This is a genomic window from Rhodococcus sp. 852002-51564_SCH6189132-a, assembly GCF_001665495.1.
Classification (GTDB): domain Bacteria; phylum Actinomycetota; class Actinomycetes; order Mycobacteriales; family Mycobacteriaceae; genus Rhodococcus; species Rhodococcus pyridinivorans.
The window spans coordinates 1-22,823 of sequence record NZ_LZMJ01000087.1; the positions used below are offsets into that span (position 1 = coordinate 1).

Here is a 22,823-nt window from a genome sequence, read left to right on the forward strand (position 1 = left end):
GGAAGCTAAGCCTGTCTGCGCCGATGGTACTGCACTCGACAGGGTGTGGGAGAGTAGGACACCGCCGAACACCCGTTCCGAAAGGGGACCCACTCGTTTGGGTCCCCTTTCGTGTTCTCCGGGCTCTCTCCGGACCGTCGGATGATCCCATCTCACGGGAAAGTACTCACGCTCCGAACGGTTCTCGGGTACGGTGCGCCCCTTTTCCATCGCCGGCGCCCGGCCGATCACGACCTCGTAACAAACACGCCCTGTTCCAGGCTATGCCTACTTATGTCGGTAACGTCCGCTCATGCACGATCGCACGGTTCGTGTGGGTTCGGCGTGTGAGCGCCTGTCGGGGGCGTTCTCGTCGACGACGAGGAGGGGCGAGACGATGACGAATCGATCGACTACGGGTACCGCCGGCAAGTTCACGGCGGTGATCGCGGGACTGGGACTCATCGGCGCGGCCATCACAGGATGTACGAGCGTCGACACCGACACCGAGGGCTCGACCCTCGAACGGCTCCAGCAGGAAGGCACCGTCACCGTCGGGTTCGCCGGCGAGGCACCCTACAGCTTCATGCAGGACGGCGAACTCACCGGCGCCACCGTCGCTCTGCACCGCGAGATCTTCAAGAACCTCGGCATCGACAACGTCGAAGGTGTGGCCACCGACTTCGGTGCGCTCATTCCCGGCCTGCAGGCCGGACGATTCGACGTGGTCAGCGCCGGCATGTCGATCCTCCCGCAGCGTTGCGAACAGGCACTGTTCAGCGAGCCGGAGTTCAACTACACCACCGCACTCATGGTCCCGCAGGGCAACCCGGAACAACTCGCCGACATGCAGTCGATCGCCGAGAGCGGCGTCCGGATGGCCGTCATGACCGGCGCGATCGAAGCCGACTACGCGTCCGCCCTCGGCATCGACGCGATGCAGGTGGCGTCTCCCCAGGACGGGATGGATGCCGTCGTCAACGGACGCGCCGACGTCTTCGCCCTGACGGGTATCTCCTTGAACTGGATGAAGCAGAACAACGAGGGTGCGCCCGTCGACGTCACCGAGTCGTTCGTCGCGGAGATCGACGGGGTACCTCAGGTGGGCGCCGGCGGGACGGTCTTCCGCAAGGAGGACACCGAACTGCGCGACGCCTACAACGAGGAACTGGCGAAGATCACGTCCGACCCGCAGAAGTACCTTTCGATCGTCGGCGACTTCGGGTTCACGGAGGCCGAGATGCCCGATCCGGGGCTGACGACCGAGATGCTCTGCGAGGGCGTTTCCTGATCTCGGCTGCGTCGTAATGGATTTCGGTTCGAAGATCGAACTGCTGTGGAACTCCTTCCCCCAACTGTTCGACGGTCTGCTCGTCACCGTCGAATTGACCCTGGGGAGTGCGGTCTTCGCGTTCCTGCTCGCCGTGGCCCTCGGGCTGGCGGCAGGCGCGAAGAACCTCGTCCTGCGTGGCAGCGCGAGAGTGTTCATCGAGTTCTTCCGCGGCACTTCGCTTCTCGTGCAACTGTTCTGGTTCTTCTATGTTCTGCCGTTGTTCGGGTTCCGGCTCGAATCGATCGTGTGCGGGATCCTCGCGCTGTCGCTCAACTACGGCGCCTACGGAGCGGAGGTGGTGCGCGGTGCGATCGCCTCGGTGCCGAAGCCGCAAATCGAGGCGGCGACAGCGCTGAATTTCGGCTACTGGCAACGCATGCGACGGGTGGTCTTCCCGCAGGCCTGGGCCGAGATGATCCCGCCGTTGACCAATCTGCTCATCCAGCTGCTCAAGGGAACAGCACTGGCGAGTTACATCCTCCTGCAGGATCTCACGTTCCAGATCGAGCAGCTCCGTAGAGGAAGCGGCGACACCATCTTCGCGTTCGGCGTGGGGTTGGTGCTGTACTTCGTGCTCGGCTATCTGCTGACGCTGCTGATGAATGCGCTCGAGGTGCGGGCGAAGAGCCGACTCGGGACCGGTCCCACTCTGCGTGAGATCTTCGGGCTCGCCCCGGTCTTCGATCAGCCGTTGGGGGCACGCTCATGACCGTCGACTGGAGTTGGGAACGCGCGGCCGAGGCCCTTCCGGTACTGCTCGAAGGATTCCGGATCACCCTGCTGGCCACGGTCCTCGGATTCGTGGTCGCTGCGGTGCTCGGGCTGGTCGTGGCCGTCGCCCGTCGCTCGTTGCCGAAGGTGCTCGCGACGGCGCTGTCCGCCGTCGTCCAGTTCATCCGGCTCACACCACTCGTGGTGCAGCTCCTGTTCGTGTACTACCTGCTCCCGCAGTTCAGTGCGCTGCAGATCGGCATCGCGGTACTGGGGATCCACTACTCGACCTACATGGCCGAGGTGTACCGGGCGGGCATCGACGCCGTGCCGAAGGGACAATGGGAGGCGTGCCGCGCCCTGTCGTTGTCGCCGATGCGTACGTGGCGTGCGGTGATCCTGCCGCAGGCCGTGCGCCGTGTCGTGCCCGCGCTGGGCAACTACGCGGTGTCGCTGTTCAAGGACACCCCGTTCCTGTTCACGATCTCCGTCGTGGAGATGGTGACCGCAGCCCAGCAGTTCGGTGCGCGCAACTTTCAGTACCTCGAGCCGCTCACGCTGGCCGGCCTGATCTTCCTCATCGCCAGCTACCCGACGTCGTTGCTCGTCCGCCGATTGGAGCGTCGCCTTGCCTATTGAGATGCACAAGGAAGCCGGTGCCGACGGCGACTCGCTTCCCGCCGCCAGCTCCGATGGATCCATGATCCGTTTCGACTCCGTGGTCAAGAGATTCGGCGACCACGTAGTACTCGACCACTTGGACTTCACCGTCGCGCCGGGGGAACGGGTCACGTTGATCGGTCCGAGCGGTTCGGGCAAGACGACCATCCTGCGCCTGCTCATGACCCTCGAGAAGATCGACGACGGTGTGGTGTGGGTCAAGGGCGAACCACTCAGCCACGAACGCAAGGGGACGCGTCTCGTCCCGGCCTCCGAGCGCTACCTGAGGACGATGCGCCGCAGCATCGGCATGGTCTTCCAGCAGTTCAACCTCTTCCCCAACATGAACGTGATGGAGAACCTCACCGAGGCTCCGGTCCACGTCCTCGGTCGCAGTAAGGCCGAGGCACGCGACCGTGCGCGGGAGCTGCTCGCGATGGTCGGTCTGTCCGACAAGGAGACCGCCCACCCCACGCAACTGTCGGGTGGTCAGCAGCAGCGGGTCGCGATCGCCCGTGCCCTCGCGATGGATCCGGAGATCCTGCTGCTCGACGAGGTGACCTCGGCCCTCGACCCCGAACTCGTCGCCGATGTGCTGGACGTGCTGCGGACGATCGCCGAGACGACCGACATCACGATGCTGATCGTGACGCACGAGATGCACTTCGCCCGCGACGTCTCCGATCGAGTGCTGATGTTCGATCGGGGTCGCATCGTGGAGGAGGGGCCGCCCGAGCGCATCTTCACCAGCCCCCGGGAGGAACGCACCCGCAAGTTCCTCGACGCGGTGCTGGCGGGGGAGTGAGGCCTGCCGTCAGTCCGCGCGCGGAATCGCCAGGCGCGTCGGCTCGGAACGACCGCGCAGGGTGATCTCCTCACCCAGTTCCCACCGTGCGCGTTCGTCCTCGGGGGCGAGCTGCACGGTGCGGGCCGACGCCGCGACGTAACCCGGAACGGTCTTCGCGAGATCCGACAGCCTCGCTGCTTCGTTGACCGGATCGCCGATCACGGTGTACTCGAAGCGTTCCTGCGCGCCGATGTTCCCGGCGACCGCACGACCTGCCGTGACCCCGATGCCCGCGCGACACTCCGGCACTTCGTCGGCGAGACGTCGCGCCATCCTCCTCGCGGCGCCGAGCGCGGAGCCGGCGGGGTTGTCGAGGGCGACCGGCGCGCCGAAGATCGCGAGCGCCGCGTCGCCCTCGAACTTGTTGACGAATCCTTCGGCCGCGTGGACCTCTTCGACGACGACCGCGAAGAAGCGGTTGAGCAGCGCCACCACCTCGGTCGGCGGGCGACTCGCGGCCAACGCGGTGGACCCGACGATGTCGACGAACAACACCGCGACATCCCGCTCCTCACCGCCGAGGACACCGGGATTGGCCAGCGCCGCAGCCGCGACCTCCCGTCCGACATGGCGGCCGAACACGTCGCGCAGTTTCTCGCGTTCGCGCAGGCCTTCGGCCATCCGGTTGAACCCCGTCTGCAGCTGCCCCAATTCGGTTCCGTCGTAGACGACGACCGCGGTATCGAAATCGCCCGACGCGATGCGCTGCATCCCGGCGCGCACCGATTCGATCGGCGCGATCGTCGACCGGATCGTGAGGAACATCAGCAGCGAGCCGGTGAGCAGACCGAGTCCGCCGATGGCGAGGATCGTGATCGCCAGGCGCGTCGATGTGACGGGACGGATGAAGCTGAACACCGCGATGAACAGCAGACCGACAACGGGCACCGCGCTGCCCAGGGCCCACGCGAGCATCACGCGTCCGGTGGTGCCGGCCAGGCGCGGGCGACGAGGCGTCCCGACCTCGAGCGCGCGCGCCGCGATGGGGCGCAGCGCGAAATCGGTGAACATGTACGCGAATCCGCACACCGTGACACCGGCCAGGGTGATGGTCAGCGCGACCTTCGGGATCGTCTGCGGGTCGATGACCCCGAACCCGACGGTGAACAGGATCAACCCGATGAACCACAGTGCTCCCTGCTGGAGGGTGGTACGCCAGGGCATCCGCAACGCGATCCGCTGTTCCTGCGGGGTGGGCGGCCGGTTCTCCAGCGCCCACCGCAGCCTGCGGAGGGTCGCCCGGGTACCGAGCACCGATCCGACCACGACGGCCGAGACCACGTAGACAGGAGCGAGGATCGCGGTGATGACGAGGAAGTCGGCGGTCAGTACGGACGGGCCCGGGATCACGACGTTGATGAGAGCGGCCACGATCAGGGCACCGACGAGATGCGTACCGATCAGGGAGAACGTCAACAGGGTCTGGATCCTGATGCGTTGCCGTCGGATCGGTTCGGCAGGCTCTCCCAGGATGGCCGATCCGAGCGGGGCCGTGCGGTGACTGCGTGCGGGCATGGTCGTTCGAGACTAGTCGAGTGGATCCTCTAGGGTGGCTGTGTGCGTCTTGTGATTGCCCGTTGCCGTGTGGACTACATCGGACGCCTGACGGCTCATCTGCCGACGGCCCGACGTCTCCTCCTCGTCAAATCCGACGGTTCGGTGAGTGTCCACGCCGACGACCGTGCCTACAAGCCTCTGAACTGGATGAGCCCGCCCTGCTGGCTCGAAGAGGAGTCCGTCGAGGACGCCGAGGCCCTGTGGGTCGTCACCAACAAGGCGGGCGAGCAGCTGCGCATCACTCTCGAAGAGATCGACCACGATTCGAGCCACGAGCTCGGTGTCGACCCCGGTCTGATCAAGGACGGTGTCGAGGCGCACCTGCAGGAACTTCTCGCCGAGCACGTCGAGACCCTCGGGACGGGCTTCACCCTGATCCGGCGCGAATACCCCACGGCGATCGGCCCTGTGGACCTGTTGTGCCGTGATGCCGACGGAGCGACCGTCGCCGTGGAGGTGAAGCGCCGCGGCGAGATCGACGGCGTGGAGCAGCTCACCCGTTATCTCGAACTGCTCAACCGGGACCCGCTGCTCGCACCCGTCAGTGGCGTGTTCGCGGCCCAGCAGATCAAGCCGCAGGCGCGGACGCTGGCCACGGACCGCGGCATCCGCTGCCTCGTGCTCGACTACGAGGCGCTGCGGGGTACCGAGAGCACCGAGTTCAGATTGTTCTGATCGTGCCGCGCCGCAACAGATCCCGCACCGGCCGCAAGCGCGGCGGGGCGGCCGACGAATCCCCGACCTACTTCGGGGCGACGGTGCGCACCGAGAACGGTCCCGCGGGGGCCGACGGGGAACGCTTCACCGTGCGCACCGTGCCGGGTTCGCGTGCCACCAAGCCGTACCGGTGTCCGGGATGCGATCACGAGATCGCGCCGGGAACACCCCATGTCGTCGCGTGGCCGACCGATGCGCTCGGCGGTGCGGAGGACCGGCGGCACTGGCACAGCGGATGCTGGGCAGGACGCGGGACCCGTCGGCCCACGCGACGCTGGTCCTAGCCACCACGCACCGGTCGCTGCACGCCGGTCGGAGCGCACCCCCCAGCGGGCGGTGCCCGGCGCAGATGCTCGCTGTGCGGTGTCGCGGTCGGTGATCGCCCGACGCATCTCGTGGACGGCCGTACGGATGGTGTCGCCGTAGGGATCGTCGGGGAGCGCGGACAGGTGGTCCTGCGCGCGGTCGAGATGTTCCGTGGCTGCCCGGAACGACCCGAGACGACGGAAGTCGTCGGCCAGGTTCAGGTGCAGGCTCGGATAGAAGCCCGCGACGCGGAGAGATTCGTGGTGTTCCCGGGCGCGCTCGTCGGTGAGGGCATCGGCAGCGTCGAGGGCGCGGACATCCCAGACCAGGGACTCGGCGGGATCGTCGTACAGGTCGGCGAGGTAGTGCGCGAGCGTCCGGGTGGCGAGCCGGTACCGGTCTGTGGCGGTCAGCCTCACGCAGCCGGATCCGGTTTCCATGTGCACGCCGTTCAGTACCGGGATGTCGGGGTCGTGACCGGTGGAGGCCGAGACCTGATCGACGGCGCCGGCGAGGACGGGTCCCGGCACCGTGCAGACCACGCGACGTGATTCGGCCCGCAGGGACGCCGCGAGGGTCTCGGCGGCCCGTCGGAGCTTCTCGGCCTCCATGGTCATCCCGACGACGTGGTCGTCGAGCAACCGCGCGGCCTCGTCCGCGTCGGCGGCGAAGAACTCGCTGATGGCGGGCAGCGGCATCCCGATCTCCCGCAACTGCCGCAGCCGGCACGCACGCGGGACCTGGGATCGGCTGTAGAACCGGTATCCCGTCGACGGATCGACCTGCGCGGGGCGCAGCATGCCGGCGTCGTCGTAGAACCGCAATGCGCTCGCGGTCAGTCCGACGAGTTCGGCGAACACGCCGATCGACATCATCTCCGGGTCGGTCACCGGCCCATCATGGAGCTTCGACCGACTCGAAGGTCAAGCCCGACGGCCGGCGACCGTCAGTTGCGGACCTTGCTGGCCACGGCGGGGGAGCGGCCCTGCACACCGGAACCGACCGAGGGCGAGCGATGCGGTGCCGAGGCGTTCGGCGTACGCGGAGTGGACTGCGATCCCTGCCCGCCGGTGTTCGGCTCCCCGGCCGAGTTCGGGCCGGAAGCCGAGCCGGGGGCATCGCTCTTCGGGATCCGCACCGTCCGGTCGGCCTGCGGCATGGGCGTGGTCTTGTCGGTCTGCGGCAGCGGCGTGGTCTTGTCCGCCTTCGCGTCGGCCTCGGTGGATGCCGGCTCCGTCGGGCTCTCGTCGTCCGAGCCCTGCTTGTCGCTGCCCTGCTTGTCGCGCGCCGTGCCGAGGACGGTCGTGCGGGGCTCGTCGAGGGAGATCTCCCGGTCGAGCAGTTCGCCCTCGCGGTTGATGCCCGCGAGCAGCGTGGGGACGTCGTCGAGCTGCTCGCGAACGGCGTCGAGCTGGCCGAGGATGCGTCCGCGCAGCACGCGGAGCTCCTCGGTGAGGTCGCGCGCGTTGGCAACCTTCCGCTCGGACTGTTCGGTGGCGCGGGCGAGCCGTCGTTCGGCTTCCTGCGTGGCTTCCTCGATGCGGCGCTCGGCTTCGGCCTTACTCGTCCGTTCGAGTTCGTCGAGGGCTCCGAGCAGCTTCGTGCGACGCTCGGACATCGTGATCTCGAAGTCCTGCTGCACCTGCTCGCGCTTGGCCTCGGCCTCGGCGTCGAGTCGCTCGGCCTCGGCGCGGGCAGCAGCCACGATCCGCTCGGCCTCGGCGCGGGCCGCAGTCATCGTCCGCTCGTGCTCGGCCGCGAAGGCGACGCGGGTGTCCTCGAGTTCGGCGAGCTTCTTCTCGTAGTCTCCCCGGAGGCGGATGCCCTCCTGCTCCGCCAGCGAGATCATCTCGGCGGCGTCGGCCTCGGCGCGGGCCCGCAGCTCGGAGGCCTCGTCGGAGGCGAGACGCAGCATCCGGGAGATGCGGTCGCTCATGCCCTCGGCGGTGGTGGGCGGCACCGACAGACGGTCGACGTCCTTGCGGAGTTCGTCGATCTCGTTGCGGGCGTTCTCGAGCTGACGGGCCAGATCGCGGGCCTGCGCGGCGGCGGCGTCGCGGTCGGTGGCAGTCACGCGCAGCTCGGCCTCGAACCGGGCGAAGTAGTTGGTCACCTCGTCGCGGTCGAATCCCTTCCGCACGATGGAGAACGGCAGGTGGCTGGGTGCGCGATCACGATCGAAGACCATGGAGACAATCTACCCGGTCCCTGCGGGTACGACCCGGATGCGCTCCCGCCCCATCCGTCTTCGGGAGCGCACCGGAACGGCCGTCAGTGAGCGGGATGTGCAGCCGGCTCGACGAGCTCGACGAGGACGCCGCCCGCGTCCTTCGGATGCAAGAAGTTGATGCGCGAATCGGCGGTGCCGCGACGGGGTGCGTCGTACAGCAAGCGGACGCCGCGCTCACGAAGCGCAGTGGAGACGGCATCGATGTCGGAGACGCGGTAGGCAAGCTGCTGCAGACCCGGGCCATTGCGGTCGATGAACTTCGCGATCGTGGATTTCTCGTTCAGCGGGGCGAGCAGCTGGATCATGGTGGACCCTTCGAGGGTCCCCGGAACGGCCAGCATCGCCTCGCGCACGCCCTGCTCCTCGTTGACTTCCTCGTGGGTGGACACGAGACCGAGGTTCTCGGCGTACCAGGTGAGAGCGGCATCGAGGTCGGGCACTGCGATGCCGACGTGATCGATGGCGGTGACGAGTCCGGAAGCGAGAACGGACGCCGCCGGAGCGGATGTGGGAGAGGTCTCGGTCATGCTCTAGACGGTAGCGGTACCGTTGAGTGCACTCCTATCGGGATTCAGGTGAATATCCGAGTGGAGTTTTCCGATCACATGCCGATCTTTCGGAGGAATGTCCCGTGAGCAGTTCTGTCATCGTCGCCGGAGCCCGTACGCCCATGGGGCGTCTTCAGGGCTCGCTCAAGGATTTCTCCGGATCGGATCTCGGTGGCGTGGCGATCTCCGGTGCGCTCGAGCGCGCCGGTGTGGCTCCTGAGCAGGTCGAATACGTCATCATGGGCCAGGTGCTCACCGCCGGCGCCGGCCAGATCCCGGCCCGTCAGGCGGCCGTCGCCGCCGGCATCCCGATGGACGTCCCGGCGCTGACCATCAACAAGGTGTGTCTGTCGGGCATCAACGCGATCGCGATGGCCGACCAGCTGATCCGCGCGGGCGAGTTCGACGTCGTCGTCGCCGGCGGCCAGGAGTCGATGAGCCAGGCCCCGCACATGCTCGAGAAGTCCCGCGCCGGCTTCAAGTACGGCGACGTGACCCTGCGCGACCACATGGCCTACGACGGCCTGCACGACATCTTCACCGACCAGGCGATGGGCAACCTCACCGAGTCGGCCAACTCCGGCGACCGCTTCGTCTCCCGCGAGGAGCAGGACGCCTTCGCCGCCGCCTCGCATCAGAGGGCCGCCCGCGCCTGGAAGGACGGCCTGTTCGAGGACGAGGTCGTGCCGGTGTCGATCAAGCAGCGCAAGGGCGACCCGATCGTCTTCGCCGCCGACGAGGGCATCCGCCCGGAGACCACCACCGAGTCGCTCGGCTCGCTGCGTCCGGCCTTCTCGAAGGACGGCACCGTCACCGCCGGTTCGGCCTCGCAGATCTCCGACGGTGCCGCCGCGGTCGTCGTGATGAGCAAGGCCAAGGCCACCGAGCTCGGGCTGAGCTGGATCGCCGAGATCGGCCGCCACGGCGTCGTCGCCGGACCGGACTCGACCCTGCAGTCGCAGCCGGCACGGGCGATCGCCAAGGCCTGCGAGCGTGAGGGCGTCGACCCGAAGGACCTCGACCTGATCGAGATCAACGAGGCGTTCGCCGCCGTCGGCATCGTCTCAGCCCGTGAGCTGGGCATCGATCCCGCGAAGGTGAACGTCAACGGCGGTGCGATCGCGCTCGGCCACCCGCTCGGCATGTCGGGCGCGCGCATCGTGCTGCACCTGGCGCTCGAGCTGAAGCGCCGCGGCGGCGGTGTCGGCGCTGCCGCCCTGTGCGGTGGTGGCGGCCAGGGCGACGCGCTCATCGTGCGGGTGCCCGAGAACTGACCCCTTTCTCTGAAGCATGATCACGGCCCCGGCGCAAGCATGCCGGGGCCGTGATGTCTCTCACTGAACTACGGCTTGTCGTAGGCCTTTCGGCACAATGGCCGCATGACCAACATCCTCGACGTGTCCACGCCCGCGAGACGATTCCGGCTGATCGCGATCTGGGAAGCGGTGACCTGGCTCGCCCTCCTGATCGCCATGTTCTTCAAGTGGGTGCTCGGCTACGAAGAGGCCATCGCGATCCCGGGCATGGTGCACGGCGTGGCCGGCTTCATCCCGTTCGTGCTCATCGCGCTCCTCACGGCGTGGTCGTTGAAGTGGGATCTCAAGACGACCTTCCTCGCCCTCGTCTCGAGCGTGCCCCCGTTCGGCACGATCGTCTTCGAGCGCTGGGCCGTGCGCACCGGTCGCCTCGGAGAGCTGTCCGCTCCCGCCACCCGCGAGGACGCCACCGCGACCGTCTGACCTCACGGCGACGTCCCCCGGTCCGCGCAGCACGATTCGGACCACTCGTGACAAACTGGTGGACGTGACTCGACCCGGTTCCCGTCCAGCACGTTCTGCCGCCGTCGCCGCGGCGATGTCCGGCGCGGTGGATCTCTCACCGCTCAAGGAGAGGGCCTCCGCGCCGCCGCCTCCGCCTCCGTCCGGTGGCGACGGCGCCGCACCCGGTGCCATCGCCCCGATCGTGGACGTCACCGAAGCGACGTTCGAGACCGAGGTGCTGCAGCGGTCGATGCAGGTGCCCGTGATCGTCGACCTGTGGGCGACCTGGTGCGAACCGTGCAAGCAGCTCTCACCCGTTCTCGAGAAGCTCGCGAACGAGGCAAACGGTGCGTGGGTCCTTGCGAAGGTCGACGTCGACGCGAACCCGCGGATCGCCCAGGCCTTCGGCGTCCAGTCGGTGCCCACGGTCGTCGCGATCGCGGCCGGCCAGCCGCTCGCCGACTTCCAGGGCGTGCAGCCCGAGCCCGCGCTGCGTCAGTGGCTCGACGCCATCCGGAACGCCGTCGCAGGCAAGCTGTCGGGCCCGCCCGGCGCCGAGCCGGAGGAACAGCCCGCCGACCCGCGTTTCGAGGCTGCCGAGCAGGCACTCGAGAACGGCGACTTCGAGGGCGCCGAGGCGGCCTACCAGCTCGTCCTGAACTCCGAGCCGAACAACACCGAGGCGCAGGCCGCGCTGCGTCAGGTGCGTTTCCTGGCCCGCGCGAGCAAGATTCCCGAGGATGCGATCGAGCGCGCCGATGCCGCTCCGAACGACCTCGAAGCCCAGTTCACCGCGGCCGACGCCGAACTGTTCGCGCAGCAGCCGGAGGCGGCCTTCGGTCGTCTCATCGAGTTCGTGCGTCGCAGCGCCGGGGACGAACGCACCGCGGCACGCACCCGGCTCCTCGAACTGTTCGAACTGTTCGATGCCGCGGATCCGGTCGTGGTGGCGTCGCGCCGCAAGCTCGCGATGGCCCTCTACTGATCCGTACCGATCCGCCGGACCGGCCGCTCACCACTCGTGGTGGGCGGCCGGTGTCGTCTCAGCGGTAACGGCCGGTGCAGCCCGCCTCGCCGCCGAGGACGCCGGTGCGGAAGGCATCCACCCGCGCGAACCCGCTCGGCACCGTGTTGCCGTTGACGTCGCTCGCGGCCAGACCGTCGGTGAGCAGGCCCGAGACCGCCTCGTCGAGGTCGCCGGGGGACAGCCACACCAGCACCTGGCTCGGGTCGACGTTCGAGGCGAGGGTGCTGTCCGGGCTCAGCGCGGCACTGATGACCCCCGACAGGCACGCCGCCCGCAGCGCCGTGCGCGGCTCGGTGAGCGACTGGCCGGCCTCCTTCTGCACCGCGAGAGCGTAGCGGGAGGCGACGAGCACGTAGGCGTTGTAGTCGCCGCGGACACCGGGATCGAAGCCGCTTCCCGGCGGGGTGGCCGTACCGCGCTCGCTCAGTGCCTCCATGTCGACGCCCACGGTGTTCGTCGCGGGGCAGTACGACACCGGTGAGGTGGCCCGGGCGTCCGAGCACCCGAGGTCGGCGCCCGACAGATCGAGTTGCGGCAGGGCGTCCAGGTCGAAGACCTGGTGGAACGACTCGAAGATCGCCTCGACCGACTCGTCGGTGACCGGCAGTTCGCCGTCGTCTGCGGAGTTGTAGTACTGCGGCAGGTCGGCGCGGCGCGACTCGATCTCGGCGGCGTCGATGCGTGCACATGAGCCGGCCCCGTCGGTGAATCCGATCTGCACGGCCGTCACGCGTTCGAAGGCCGAGCCGTGGATCGAGTCGGGGTCGTTCGGATCGGCGTCGCGGAAGAGCACCATCGACGCGAGCACGTTGTTCAGCCCGTCGGAGGTGTCGAGCTGGAAGTGCGTCGACCGGCCCTCCGCGACGTGCCGCATGAACGCACCGGCGAAACAGTCGGCCTGCTGCTCGAACACGATGCCGGGGTCGTCCTCGGCGACCAGCCCCGCCGTGTGCTGGACGGCGTGCCCGTATTCATGAGCGAGGACCGTCACCGCGGCCATCGGTCCGAAGCTGTCGATGAGCTGCGGCATCAGGTAGGTGCGGTCCCATCCGATCTCGTCACCACCGCTGCAGTAGGCCGCGTTGATGAAGTCGTAGGTGGGTTTGCCGCAGAAACGCGGGCCCCGTCGCTCGGACGGATCCCACGACACGATCGTCTCGACCGGGCGGAAGGTGCCCCGGGCGACCGACGCGAACTCCTGACGCCAGTACTCCTCGATGTCGGCGATCGCGTTGCCGGCCAGGACGTCGACGGGACCGCCGTCGGTGTTCTCGATCTCGATGTCCGCATCGGGCACCCCGCTGCGCGGACCCGACGCCCCGGAGGTGACGGGCAGCCCCGCCACGGTGAAGGGGTTGTCGTAGATCGACACCGCCGTTCCTTCGATCCGCTGGGCGCAACCCGCCAGCAGGACGACGGTCAGTGCGGGCACCACCAGTCGCGCGAACCGATGCGTCCGTCGCATGTCGTTGTGCTCCTGTCGTCGGGCAGCGTCACCTCCGCAACGACAACCAGATGGCACCGTGCGCAGGCAAGGTCACCCGAGCCGAGGCGGGACGCCCGTGCCACGAATGTTCGTCGGCCTCCACGGCCCCGAAGTTGCCCGCTCCGTTGCCCTGGTAGGCGGTCGCGTCCGTGTTGAGCACTTCCTCCCACGTGCCCGGTTCGGGCAATCCGACACGATAGTCGCCGTAGGTCGTGCCCGAAAAGTTGTGCAGGCACGCGACCACCGAGCCGTCGCTGCCGTAGCGCAGGAACGACAGGACGTTGTTGTGCGCATCGTTGGCGTCGATCCACGAGTATCCGCCGGGCGTGGTGTCGAGCGTGTAGAGCGCCGGGTGCGAGCGGTAGATGCCGTTGAGATCGCACACCAGGCGGTGGATACCGGCGTGGAGCGGTTCGTCGAGCTGCCACCAGTCGAGGCCGCGTTCCTCGGACCACTCGGCGACCTGCCCGAATTCCTGGCCCATGAACAGCAACTGCTTGCCGGGATGCGCCCACATGTAGGCGAGCATCGACCGCAGGCCGGCTGCACGCGTGGCGTCGTCGCCCGGCAGTCGCGTCCACAGCGTGCCCTTGCCGTGGACGACCTCGTCGTGGCTGATGGGGAGTACGAAGTTCTCGCTCCACGCGTACACGAGCGAGAACGTGATCTCGTGGTGGTGGTAGGTGCGGTGCACGGGATCGCGGCCGAGATAGCCGAGGGTGTCGTGCATCCAGCCCATGTTCCACTTCATGCTGAAGCCGAGCCCACCGACGTTCGTCGAGCGGGTCACGCCCGGCCAGGAGGTCGACTCCTCCGCGACCGTCACGATCCCCGGATAGTGCTTGTGGACGGTGGCGTTGAGTTCCTGCAGGAACTCAACGGCCTCGAGGTTCTCGCGCCCGCCGTAGATATTCGGCGTCCAGCCGCCCTCGGGGCGCGAGTAGTCGAGGTACAACATCGAGGCCACGGCGTCGACGCGCAGACCGTCGATGTGGAACTCCTCGATCCAGTACAGGGCGTTGGCAACGAGGAAGTTCCGCACCTCGGGCCGGCCGTAGTCGAAGACGTAGGTGCCCCAGTCCAGCTGTTCGCCGCGGCGCGGATCGGGATGTTCGTACTGGGGGCTGCCGTCGAAGCGCGCGAGCGCCCACTCGTCCTTCGGGAAGTGGGCGGGCACCCAGTCCATGATCACGCCGATCCCGGCGGCGTGGAGACGGTCGACGAACGCGCGGAACTCGTCGGGAGTGCCGAACCGGGAGGTGGGAGCGTAGTAGGAGGTGACCTGGTAACCCCACGACCCGCCGAAGGGATGCTCGGCGACCGGCAGCAGCTCGACGTGCGTGAAACCGGTCTCGAGGATGTACTCGGCGAGCTGATCGGCGAGTTCGACGTAGTTCAGGCCCGGGCGCCACGAACCGAGGTGCACCTCGTAGACCGCCATCGGTTCCTGCCAGGGCTGCGCTTTCTCGCGGGTCGCGACCCAGTCGTCGTCGTTCCAGGTGTAGCGACTCTCCGTGACCCTCGACGCGGTCGCGGGGGGCACCTCGGTGGCGAACGCCATCGGGTCGGCCTTGTCGCGGACGGATCCGTCGCGGCCGTGCACCCGGTACTTGTACAGCGCGCCCGGTTCGACACCGGGAACGAAGACCTCCCAGACACCGCTCGAGCCGAGCACCCGCATCGGGGCGGTGCGTCCACCCCAGCCGTCGAAGTCGCCGACGACGGTGACCCCGCGTGCGCCCGGTGCCCACACGGCGAAGGACGTGCCCGTCACCGGGCCGTCCGGGGTCTCATAGGTCCGCGGATGGGCGCCGAGCACCTCCCACAGCCGTTCGTGCCGGCCCTCGCTCAGCAGGTGACGGTCGAGCTCGCCCAGCGTCGGCATGAAGCGGTAACCGTCGGCGACGACCTCGACGTGATCGAACGGGTAGGTCACCACGAGCCGGTAGTCGGCGAGATCGAAGACCGGGATCAGGGCGCTGAAGACGTCCTCGCCCACGGGTTCGAGCGGATGGTCGCGACCACCGATCCGGGCGGCGACCTTCTCGGCCCCGGGGCGCAGTGCCCGGATGACCGTCCCCTCCGGATGCGAATGGGCCCCGAGCACCGCGTGCGGATCGTGGTGCTCACCGGCGGCGAGCAGGTCGAGGTCCTCCGGTCGCGGGCTGTGGCGCCGGCGCGGAACATCGGCGCCCGGCGTCTGGGGCGGCACGGTCACGACTGCCTCCTGTAGGCGAGCGTTGTGCGGGTGGGGATGTCGATCGGGGGCAGGACCAGGATGTGCGCCACCGCCCGCCACGGCTCGAGGCGCACGTAGTTGGCCTGTCCCCACGAGTACTGTTCCCCACTCACCTCGTCGTAAACAGGGAAGTGGTCGTGCCAGTCGTGCCCGATCGCCGGCATGTCGAGCCAGACCGTGCCCTGTTCGGCCCCATAGGGGTTGAGGTTGATCACCGTGAGGACGCAGTCCCCGGTGGACGGATCGAACTTCGAGTAGGCGATGAGCGCGTCGTTGTCGACGTGGTGGAAGGCGATGTTGCGCAGTTGCTGCAACGCCGGATGCGCGCGCCGGATGCGGTTGAGGGTGGTCAGCCACGGTTCGAGCGACTCGCCGCGCCGGCGTGCCTCGTCGTATCGGCGCGGCCGCAACTGGTACTTCTCCGAGTCGAGGTACTCCTCGCTGCCCGGCCGCACCGCGAGGTGCTCGAACAGTTCGTACCCCGAGTACACGCCCCACGAGGGAGCCAGGGTGGCGGCGAGCGCCGCGCGCAGCGCGAACATGCCCGGTCCGCCGTGCTGCAGGGTCTCGTGCAGGATGTCGGGGGTGTTGACGAACAGGTTCGGCCTGGCCTCGTCGGCCTTCGCGGCGATCTCGGTACCGAACTCGGTGAGCTCCCATTTCGCGACCCGCCACGTGAAATACGTGTAGGACTGCGTGAATCCGCGTCGCGCGAGCCCATACATGCGGGCGGGCCGGGTGAACGCCTCCGACAGGAACAGCACGTCGGGATCGGTGCGCTTGATTTCGGCGATGAGCTGCTCCCAGAAGTTCGGGGGCTTGGTGTGCGGATTGTCGACGCGGAAGATGTCGACGCCCAACCGGATCCAGTGCCGGACCACGCGCAGGACCTCGGCGTAGATGCCCTCGGGGTCGTCGTCGAAGTTGATCGGATAGATGTCCTGGTACTTCTTGGGCGGGTTCTCCGCATACGCGATCGTGCCGTCGGGCAGCACGGTGAACCATTCCGGATGCTCACGCGCCCACGGGTGGTCGGGGGCGCACTGCAGGGCGAGATCGAGGGCGACCTCGAGCTCGAGTTCCTTCGCGCGGGCGACGAAATCGCGGAAGTCCTGCTCGGTGCCGAGTTCGGGGTGGATGGCGTCGTGGCCGCCCTCGTCGGAACCGATCGCCCAGGGCGACCCGACGTCGTCCGGGCCGGCGACGAGGGTGTTGTTCGGTCCCTTGCGGTTGACCTTGCCGATCGGATGGATCGGGGGGAGGTAGACGACGTCGAAGCCCATCGCCGCGATGCGCGGCAGATCTGCGGCGGCCGTGGCGAAGGTGCCGTGCCGCGGGGTTCCGTCCTCGTACCAGCCTCCGGTGGACCGGGGAAAGAACTCGTACCAGGAGCCGAACAGCGCGCGGCGACGATCGGCGAACGCTGTGAACGCCTTTCCACGCGTGATCAGCTCGCGGAGCGGATGGGCGCGGAGGATCTCGGTGACGTCGGGGGCGAAGGCCGGGGCGATGCGCTCGGCCAGCGGGCGGTCGGAGCGCAGGGACGCAGCGACCGCGAGGAGAGCGGGACGGTTGCCGCGCGGTGCGCCTTTCGCGGCCTTCTCGAAGATCCGTGCGCCGACCTCGAGGTCGTTCGCGAGTTCGGCGGCGTCCTGCCCGGCGTCGGTCTTCGCGGTGACCGCGTGCCGCCAGGTCGCCACCGGGTCGCTCCACGCCTCGACCCGGTAGGTCCACGCACCGACGCTCGTGGGGGAGAAGGTGGCGTGGAAGGTGTCGGGTTCGGTGCCCGGAACCATCGGGATCCGCACCAGCCTGCCGGCGGATTCGGGATCGTCGGCCGGTCCTCGAACGGCGAGTGTCGCGGCGATCGCGTCGTGGCCCTCGCGCCACACCACGGCGGAGACCGGCACCACCTCCCCGACGACCGCCTTCGTCGGATAACGCCCTCCGTCGATGGAGGGTTGTACGTCGTCGATGGCGAGCCGACCTGTCACGCTAGCTCCGTTCCGTGCGGGTCCGGGTGGACGAGCAGGGCCGATGGGGGCAACGACCGTGTCTCGAACCACCGTAATGGAGGTCGCGCCGCGCGGCTGTGCATGCGGCGGGACCCGCGAAGGATCCCCTCTGCAGCGGCGAAATTATCTGTAACTCACCGTTCACTTCAATTGACCGGACGGCAACACCCCGCTCCCTACTGTTTGTTCTGCAAGAGGACAACAGCCTCCTCGGAGGCACGACGAAGGGAAGAACACATGGGTCTGGTTGCCGGGCTGATCGGAGTCGTCGGAGACCTGCTGCACCTGCTCCTCGGCGGACTCTGAGTCCACCGGTCGACGGGAGGTCGGCCGCAGGAGAGAAGGCCCCGCGGTGTGGCCCTCTCCGGGTGCCGGGCGATCCTGTCCGCGACCGGCATGGATCCGGGCACATGAGATCCGCCGCCCGGCCGTCACGAAGCTCGGTCGGTCGGTAGTGTGCACCCCGTGAAAGCACTGCGCCGGTTCACCGTACGAGCCCATCTTCCCGAGCGGCTGGCTGCGCTGGGAGCCCTGACGGCCAACCTCAGATGGTCGTGGCACCCGCAGACCCAGGACCTGTTCGAATCGGTCGACCCGGACCTGTGGCGCCGGTGCAGCAATGACCCTGTCCGACTGCTCGGCGAGGTGCCGCCGGCCCGACTCGATGCGCTCGCCGAGGACGGCGACTTCCTCGCCCGGCTCGACGCCGCTGCCGCCGACCTCGAGCACTACCTCACCCGCCCCCGCTGGTTCCAGGAACAGCAGGAGCGCGGCACGACACTGCCCGCCGGCATCGCCTACTTCTCCATGGAGTTCGGTGTCACCGAGGTGCTGCCGAACTACTCCGGCGGCCTCGGAATCCTTGCCGGCGACCACCTCAAGGCTGCCTCCGATCTCGGCCTGCCGCTCATCGGCGTCGGCCTGCTCTACCGGTCCGGCTACTTCCGGCAGTCGCTCAGCGCCGACGGATGGCAGATGGAGCACTACCCCTCCTACGACCCGCAGGGCCTGCCGCTGCGACTGCTCACCGAGGCCGACGGCACCGCCGCGCTCGTGCAGGTCGCCGTGCCGGGCGGGCGCACACTCGACGCGCGAATCTGGATCGCCCAGGTCGGGCGCGTCCCGCTGCTGCTGCTCGACTCCGACATCCCGTCCAACGACGAGGAGCTGTGCGGGGTCACCGACCGCCTCTACGGCGGCGACCAGGACCACCGCATCAAGCAGGAGATCCTCGCCGGCGTCGGCGGTGTCCGCGCGGTGCGCGCCTACACGCGCATCCACGGCCTGCCCGACCCCGATGTCTTCCACATGAACGAGGGACACGCGGGCTTCCTCGGCGCCGAACGCATCCGCGAACTCGTCACCGGCGCCGGACTCGACTTCGACGAAGCGCTCGCCGCCGTGCGGGCCGGCACGGTCTTCACCACTCACACCCCCGTGCCCGCGGGTATCGACCGCTTCCCGATCGATCTCGTGCGCCACTACTTCTCGGGCACCAACGGCGAGAACGAGTCGGCACTGTTGCCCGGCCTCACCGTCGACCGCATCCTCGCGCTCGGACGCGAGAGCAACCCGAACGTGTTCAACATGGCACATCTCGGTCTGCGCCTCGGCCAGCGCTGCAACGGTGTGTCGAAGCTGCACGGCGAGGTCAGCCGCGGCATGTTCGAAGGACTGTGGCCCGGATTCGACGCCGCCGAAGTGCCCATCGGCTCGGTCACCAACGGTGTGCACGCCCCCACCTGGGCCGCGCGCGAATGGATCGCGCTCGCCAACCGCCTCGCCGGACCCGACCGCGTCGAGGAGGCCCGCGGCTGGGAACTGCTCCAGACCATCGACCGCAAGGAACTGTGGTCCACCCGGAACGCGCTGCGCGCCCAGCTCGTCGCCGAGGTGCGTCGCCGGCTGCGCGAGTCGTGGCTCGAACGCGGCGCCACCGAGGCCGAACTGGGCTGGATCGAGTCGGTCTTCGATCCGAACGTCCTCACCGTCGGGTTCGCGCGGCGCGTGCCCACCTACAAGCGCCTCACCCTGATGCTGCGCGACCCCGAACGGCTGCGCGCCCTGCTGCTCGACGACGAACGGCCCGTGCAGCTCGTCGTCGCCGGCAAGAGCCACCCCGCCGACGACGCCGGCAAGGCGCTCATCCAGCAGGTCGTGCGGTTCGCCGACGAGTACGACGTGCGGCACCGAATCGTCTTCCTGCCCAACTACGACATGTCGATGGCCCGCTATCTGTACTGGGGTTGCGATGTGTGGCTGAACAACCCGCTGCGCCCGCTCGAGGCGTGCGGTACGTCGGGCATGAAGTCGGCTCTCAACGGCGGTCTCAACCTGTCCATCCGCGACGGATGGTGGGACGAGATGTTCGACGGTGAGAACGGCTGGGCCATCCCCACCGCCGACGGGGTCGACGACACCCGCCGCGACGATCTCGAGGCCGCCGCGCTGTACGAGTTGCTCGAACGCTCGGTGCTGCCGCGCTTCTACGACCGCGACTCCGACGGTGTGCCGGCCCGCTGGATCGAGATGGTGCGCCACACGCTCGAGGATCTCGGCCCGAAGGTGCTCGCCTCGCGCATGGTGCGCGATTACGCCGTCGACTACTACATCCCCGCGGCCGCGGCAGCCTCGAAGGTGACCGCCGACGACTACGCGGGTGCGCGGGCGCTGGCCGACTACCGGCGCCGCATCGAGGCGGCGTGGCCGGGAGTGCGTGTCGCGCAGGTCGATTCGACGCCGATTCCGGACGTGCCGCAGATCGGTCTGCCGCTGGGGCTGACCGCGCACGTCCAACTCGGCGACCTGACCCCGGAAGATGTCGAGGTGCAGGCCGTGGTCGGGCGCGTGGGCTCCGACGACACGATCGGCGACCCCGTCACCGTGCCGATGCAGCACATCGGTACCGACCCGATGGGAGAGGAGTTCACCGCGACCGTGCCGCTGCCGCTCGCCGGCGCCGTCGGCTACACGGTGCGGGTGCTGCCCAGGCACGGGCTGCTCGCCTCACCCGCCGAACTCGGCATGGTCGCGCTCCCGTAGGAGATCAGGACCCGCCGGGTGCTCAGCCGCGCAGACGCGTGAGTGCCCGGCGGACCACCGCCGGATCGGCCGTCTCCCAGAACGGCGGCAGCGACGCACGCAGATAACCGCCGTACCGTGCGGTCGCCAGGCGCGAGTCGAGCACCGCCACCACGCCCCGGTCGTCGGTGCTGCGCAAAAGTCGCCCGACACCCTGCGCCAACAGCAGAGCGGCGTGATTGGCGGCGACCGCCATGAACCCGTTGCCGCCGCGAGCCTCCACGGCGCGCTGCCGGGCGACCAGCAGCGGATCGTCGGGGCGGGGGAACGGAATCCGGTCGATGATCACCAGCGACAGCGACGGGCCCGGAACGTCGACGCCCTGCCACAGCGACAGGGTCCCGAACAGGCTCGTCGCGTCGTCGGCTGCGAACTTCTCGACCAGCGCGCCCGTCGCGTCGTCGCCCTGGCACAGGACCGGCGTGTCGAGACGCTCGCGCAGCGCCTCGGTGGCGGCCTTCGCGGCGCGCATCGAGGAGAACAACCCGAGCGTGCGCCCCTCGGCGGCGGTGACCAGTTCGGCGATCTCGTCGAGATGCGAGGGCGGCAGACCGTCGCGGCCGGGTGGCGTCAAATGCTTGGCGATGTAGAGGATGCCCGCCTTCGCGTGATCGAAGGGCGACCCCACGTCGATCCCATTCCACGCGAGATCGCCCTTGTCGGAAGGAGGTTCGGCACCCGACGCGGAGGTGGTGTCGCTACGGGCGGGGGACTGCGGCGGCAGACCCCAGTTGACCGCGAGGCCGTCGAACGACCCGCCGACCGTGAGGGTCGCGGACGTGAGGACGACGGTGGACTCACCGAACAACCGGCTGCGCAACAACCCACCGACCGACAGCGGCGCGACCCGCACGGTGCGGCGCACGTTGCCGCGGAACTCGTCGGCGGCAAGCCACACGACGTCGGGTCGCTGCGAAGGGTCTCGCTGCTCGAAGGTCGTCAGCACCCGGACCGCGCAGTCGTGCACCTCGTCGATCTCCGCGAGCGCCTGACTGCGGGCCGCGGCGACCTCGGGATCGGTGCCGGGCTTGGCCGGTCCGATCGCCGTGTGTACGGCCCAGGCGGCATCGCGGATCGAGGCCAGCGCGGCCGCCGCGCCCTCGGGCAGTTCGTCCCAGCGCCCAGCCGGCAGTTCTTCGAGGAACGACTCCCAGTTCTCGGCGGCACCGTCGAGCCGGTCGATCTCCTGGTCCTCGACGAGCTTGACGCAGCGCCGCGCAGCCGCCGACACCGTGCCCGGCGACAACTCGGCCGTGGCGACGTTCGTGATCCGATCGACGAGTTCATGGGCCTCGTCGACGACCACGACATCGTGCTCGGGCAGGATCGAGATGCCGGTGATCGCATCGATCGCGAGCAGCGCGTGGTTGGTGACGACCACGTCGACCTGCGCGGCCTCGGCGCGCGCGATCTCGGCGAAGCAGTCTTCTCCCACCGGGCACCGCGACTTGCCGAGGCACTCGCGGGCGGTGACGGACAGCTGACGCCACGCCTGATCGGAGACACCGGGGGACAGGTCGTCGCGGTCGCCGGTCTCGGTGGTGGACGACCACTCCGTCACCCGCCGCACTTCGCGGCCGATGCGCGAGAGGGCGAACGCGTCGAACAGTTCGGCGTCGGGCGTCTCCTCGGCGAGACCGGTATGGATCTTGTTCAGACACAGGTAGTTTCCGCGACCCTTGAGGATCGCGAAACGCGGGCGACGGCCGAGCGAACCGGCGAGGGCGTCGGCGAGTCGCGGCAGGTCGCGCTCGACGAGCTGCCGCTGCAGCGCGATGGTCGCGGTGGAGACCACCACGGTGCGACCCGTCTTCACCGCGTAGCGGATGCTCGGCACGAGATAGGCCAGCGACTTGCCGGTACCCGTGCCGGCCTGCACGGCGAGGTGTTCGCCGGTGTCGATGCTGTGCGCGACGGCCGAGGCCATCGTCAGCTGGTTGCGCCGCTCCTTACCGCCCAGCGCGTGCACCGCGGTTCGCAGCAATTCTGGGACTTCGGGGAGATCCGGCACCGGCACAGGCTATCGGTCCCCACCGTCACCTTCGGTCTGCGGCCCAGCTACCTGTGACTTCGGTGATATCGGTGACGCAGGGAAGGTCGGTGACCAGCTCGACACCGGCCTCGCGCATCCGCTCGAGGGCTGGGCGGATCGTCGTCTCCGACACCCCAGCGGTGTACGGCAGCAGCACCCGGGCGCGGAAACCCTCCGCGATCGCGTCGAGCGCGGTGGCCCGCACACAGTGGTCGGTGGCGATCCCGACGATGTCGACGTCCGTCACGCCGCGGTCGCGCAACCACGACGCCAACGTCGTGCCCTCGTCGTCGAT

Annotated in this window: 18 protein-coding genes and 1 pseudogene; 10 read left to right on the forward strand and 9 right to left on the reverse strand. The window is 68.7% G+C overall.

Annotation, left to right across the window (positions count from 1 at the left end):
• Positions 1-376: 376 nt before the first annotated feature.
• From ehuB to ehuA, 4 genes are all read left to right on the forward strand, one after another.
• On the forward strand, positions 377-1,270 hold the full coding sequence (gene ehuB / locus A5767_RS22190) for an ectoine/hydroxyectoine ABC transporter substrate-binding protein EhuB (protein WP_006554718.1): 894 nt from the start codon (positions 377-379) through the stop codon (positions 1,268-1,270).
• Between the two features lie 16 nt (positions 1,271-1,286).
• Complete coding sequence (gene ehuC, locus A5767_RS22195; protein ID WP_064853148.1) at positions 1,287-2,021, forward strand: ectoine/hydroxyectoine ABC transporter permease subunit EhuC; 735 nt, start codon at positions 1,287-1,289, stop codon at positions 2,019-2,021.
• Positions 2,018-2,662, forward strand: coding sequence for an ectoine/hydroxyectoine ABC transporter permease subunit EhuD (gene ehuD / locus A5767_RS22200; RefSeq protein WP_039586827.1), 645 nt, complete (start codon positions 2,018-2,020; stop codon positions 2,660-2,662). Before ehuC ends, ehuD begins: the two co-directional genes overlap by 4 nt.
• 61 nt (positions 2,663-2,723) lie before the next feature.
• Positions 2,724-3,488: an ectoine/hydroxyectoine ABC transporter ATP-binding protein EhuA gene (gene ehuA, locus A5767_RS22205; RefSeq protein WP_024100498.1), complete on the forward strand. Its 765-nt coding sequence runs from the start codon at positions 2,724-2,726 to the stop codon at positions 3,486-3,488.
• 9 nt (positions 3,489-3,497) lie between these two features.
• Here the strand turns inward: ehuA and A5767_RS22210 are convergent, their stop codons facing one another.
• Positions 3,498-5,045, reverse strand: a complete 1,548-nt coding sequence (locus A5767_RS22210) for an adenylate/guanylate cyclase domain-containing protein (RefSeq protein ID WP_039586830.1) — start codon at positions 5,043-5,045, stop codon at positions 3,498-3,500.
• Positions 5,046-5,087: 42 nt separating this feature from the next.
• On the opposite strand from A5767_RS22210, the gene nucS reads away from it, so the two are divergent.
• Together nucS and A5767_RS23875 are read left to right on the forward strand one after the other, a co-directional pair.
• Complete coding sequence (gene nucS / locus A5767_RS22215) at positions 5,088-5,762, forward strand: endonuclease NucS (RefSeq protein WP_006554723.1); 675 nt, start codon at positions 5,088-5,090, stop codon at positions 5,760-5,762.
• A 2-nt stretch (positions 5,763-5,764) separates the two neighbouring features.
• The gene (locus A5767_RS23875) at positions 5,765-6,088 is read left to right on the forward strand and encodes a hypothetical protein (RefSeq protein WP_033096417.1); all 324 of its coding nucleotides are present in this window, start codon (positions 5,765-5,767) and stop codon (positions 6,086-6,088) included.
• A gap of 402 nt (positions 6,089-6,490) precedes the next feature.
• On the opposite strand, the pseudogene A5767_RS22225 reads toward A5767_RS23875, so the two are convergent.
• From A5767_RS22225 to mce, 3 genes and pseudogenes are all read right to left on the reverse strand, one after another.
• Positions 6,491-6,985, reverse strand: a pseudogene (locus A5767_RS22225) (MerR family transcriptional regulator); the annotation flags it as partial.
• A 71-nt stretch (positions 6,986-7,056) separates the two neighbouring features.
• Positions 7,057-8,298, reverse strand: coding sequence for a hypothetical protein (locus A5767_RS22230; protein WP_064853149.1), 1,242 nt, complete (start codon positions 8,296-8,298; stop codon positions 7,057-7,059).
• A gap of 83 nt (positions 8,299-8,381) precedes the next feature.
• Entirely contained in the window at positions 8,382-8,867 is a 486-nt protein-coding gene (gene mce, locus A5767_RS22235; protein WP_006554728.1) for a methylmalonyl-CoA epimerase, read from the reverse strand.
• A gap of 104 nt (positions 8,868-8,971) precedes the next feature.
• Between mce and A5767_RS22240 the strand changes: the two genes are divergently transcribed.
• From A5767_RS22240 to A5767_RS22250, 3 genes are all read left to right on the forward strand, one after another.
• Positions 8,972-10,162, forward strand: coding sequence for an acetyl-CoA C-acetyltransferase (locus A5767_RS22240; protein ID WP_024100503.1), 1,191 nt, complete (start codon positions 8,972-8,974; stop codon positions 10,160-10,162).
• Positions 10,163-10,267: 105 nt separating this feature from the next.
• The gene (locus A5767_RS22245) at positions 10,268-10,627 is read left to right on the forward strand and encodes a DUF3817 domain-containing protein (RefSeq protein ID WP_064853150.1); all 360 of its coding nucleotides are present in this window, start codon (positions 10,268-10,270) and stop codon (positions 10,625-10,627) included.
• 115 nt (positions 10,628-10,742) lie between these two features.
• Complete coding sequence (locus tag A5767_RS22250; RefSeq protein ID WP_064853153.1) at positions 10,743-11,633, forward strand: tetratricopeptide repeat protein; 891 nt, start codon at positions 10,743-10,745, stop codon at positions 11,631-11,633.
• Positions 11,634-11,691: 58 nt separating this feature from the next.
• Here A5767_RS22250 and A5767_RS22255 read toward each other — a convergent pair whose 3' ends face one another.
• Genes A5767_RS22255 through A5767_RS22265 form a run of 3 tightly spaced genes read right to left on the reverse strand, consistent with a single transcriptional unit; the run spans position 11,692 to position 17,394 of the window.
• On the reverse strand, positions 11,692-13,140 hold the full coding sequence (locus A5767_RS22255; RefSeq protein ID WP_064257057.1) for a neutral zinc metallopeptidase: 1,449 nt from the start codon (positions 13,138-13,140) through the stop codon (positions 11,692-11,694).
• Between the two features lie 28 nt (positions 13,141-13,168).
• Positions 13,169-15,379, reverse strand: coding sequence for a 1,4-alpha-glucan branching protein GlgB (gene glgB, locus A5767_RS22260; protein WP_006554733.1), 2,211 nt, complete (start codon positions 15,377-15,379; stop codon positions 13,169-13,171).
• Complete coding sequence (locus A5767_RS22265) at positions 15,376-17,394, reverse strand: maltotransferase domain-containing protein (RefSeq protein ID WP_064853151.1); 2,019 nt, start codon at positions 17,392-17,394, stop codon at positions 15,376-15,378. Before A5767_RS22265 ends, glgB begins: the two co-directional genes overlap by 4 nt.
• A gap of 486 nt (positions 17,395-17,880) precedes the next feature.
• Between A5767_RS22265 and glgP the strand changes: the two genes are divergently transcribed.
• The gene (gene glgP, locus A5767_RS22270) at positions 17,881-20,457 is read left to right on the forward strand and encodes an alpha-glucan family phosphorylase (RefSeq protein ID WP_064853152.1); all 2,577 of its coding nucleotides are present in this window, start codon (positions 17,881-17,883) and stop codon (positions 20,455-20,457) included.
• 22 nt (positions 20,458-20,479) lie between these two features.
• Here glgP and A5767_RS22275 read toward each other — a convergent pair whose 3' ends face one another.
• Together A5767_RS22275 and A5767_RS22280 are read right to left on the reverse strand one after the other, a co-directional pair.
• Positions 20,480-22,507, reverse strand: coding sequence for an ATP-dependent DNA helicase (locus tag A5767_RS22275; RefSeq protein WP_197483292.1), 2,028 nt, complete (start codon positions 22,505-22,507; stop codon positions 20,480-20,482).
• A gap of 25 nt (positions 22,508-22,532) precedes the next feature.
• Positions 22,533-22,823: isochorismatase family protein (locus tag A5767_RS22280; protein ID WP_156665185.1), on the reverse strand; the 291-nt coding region annotated here is incomplete at its 5' end.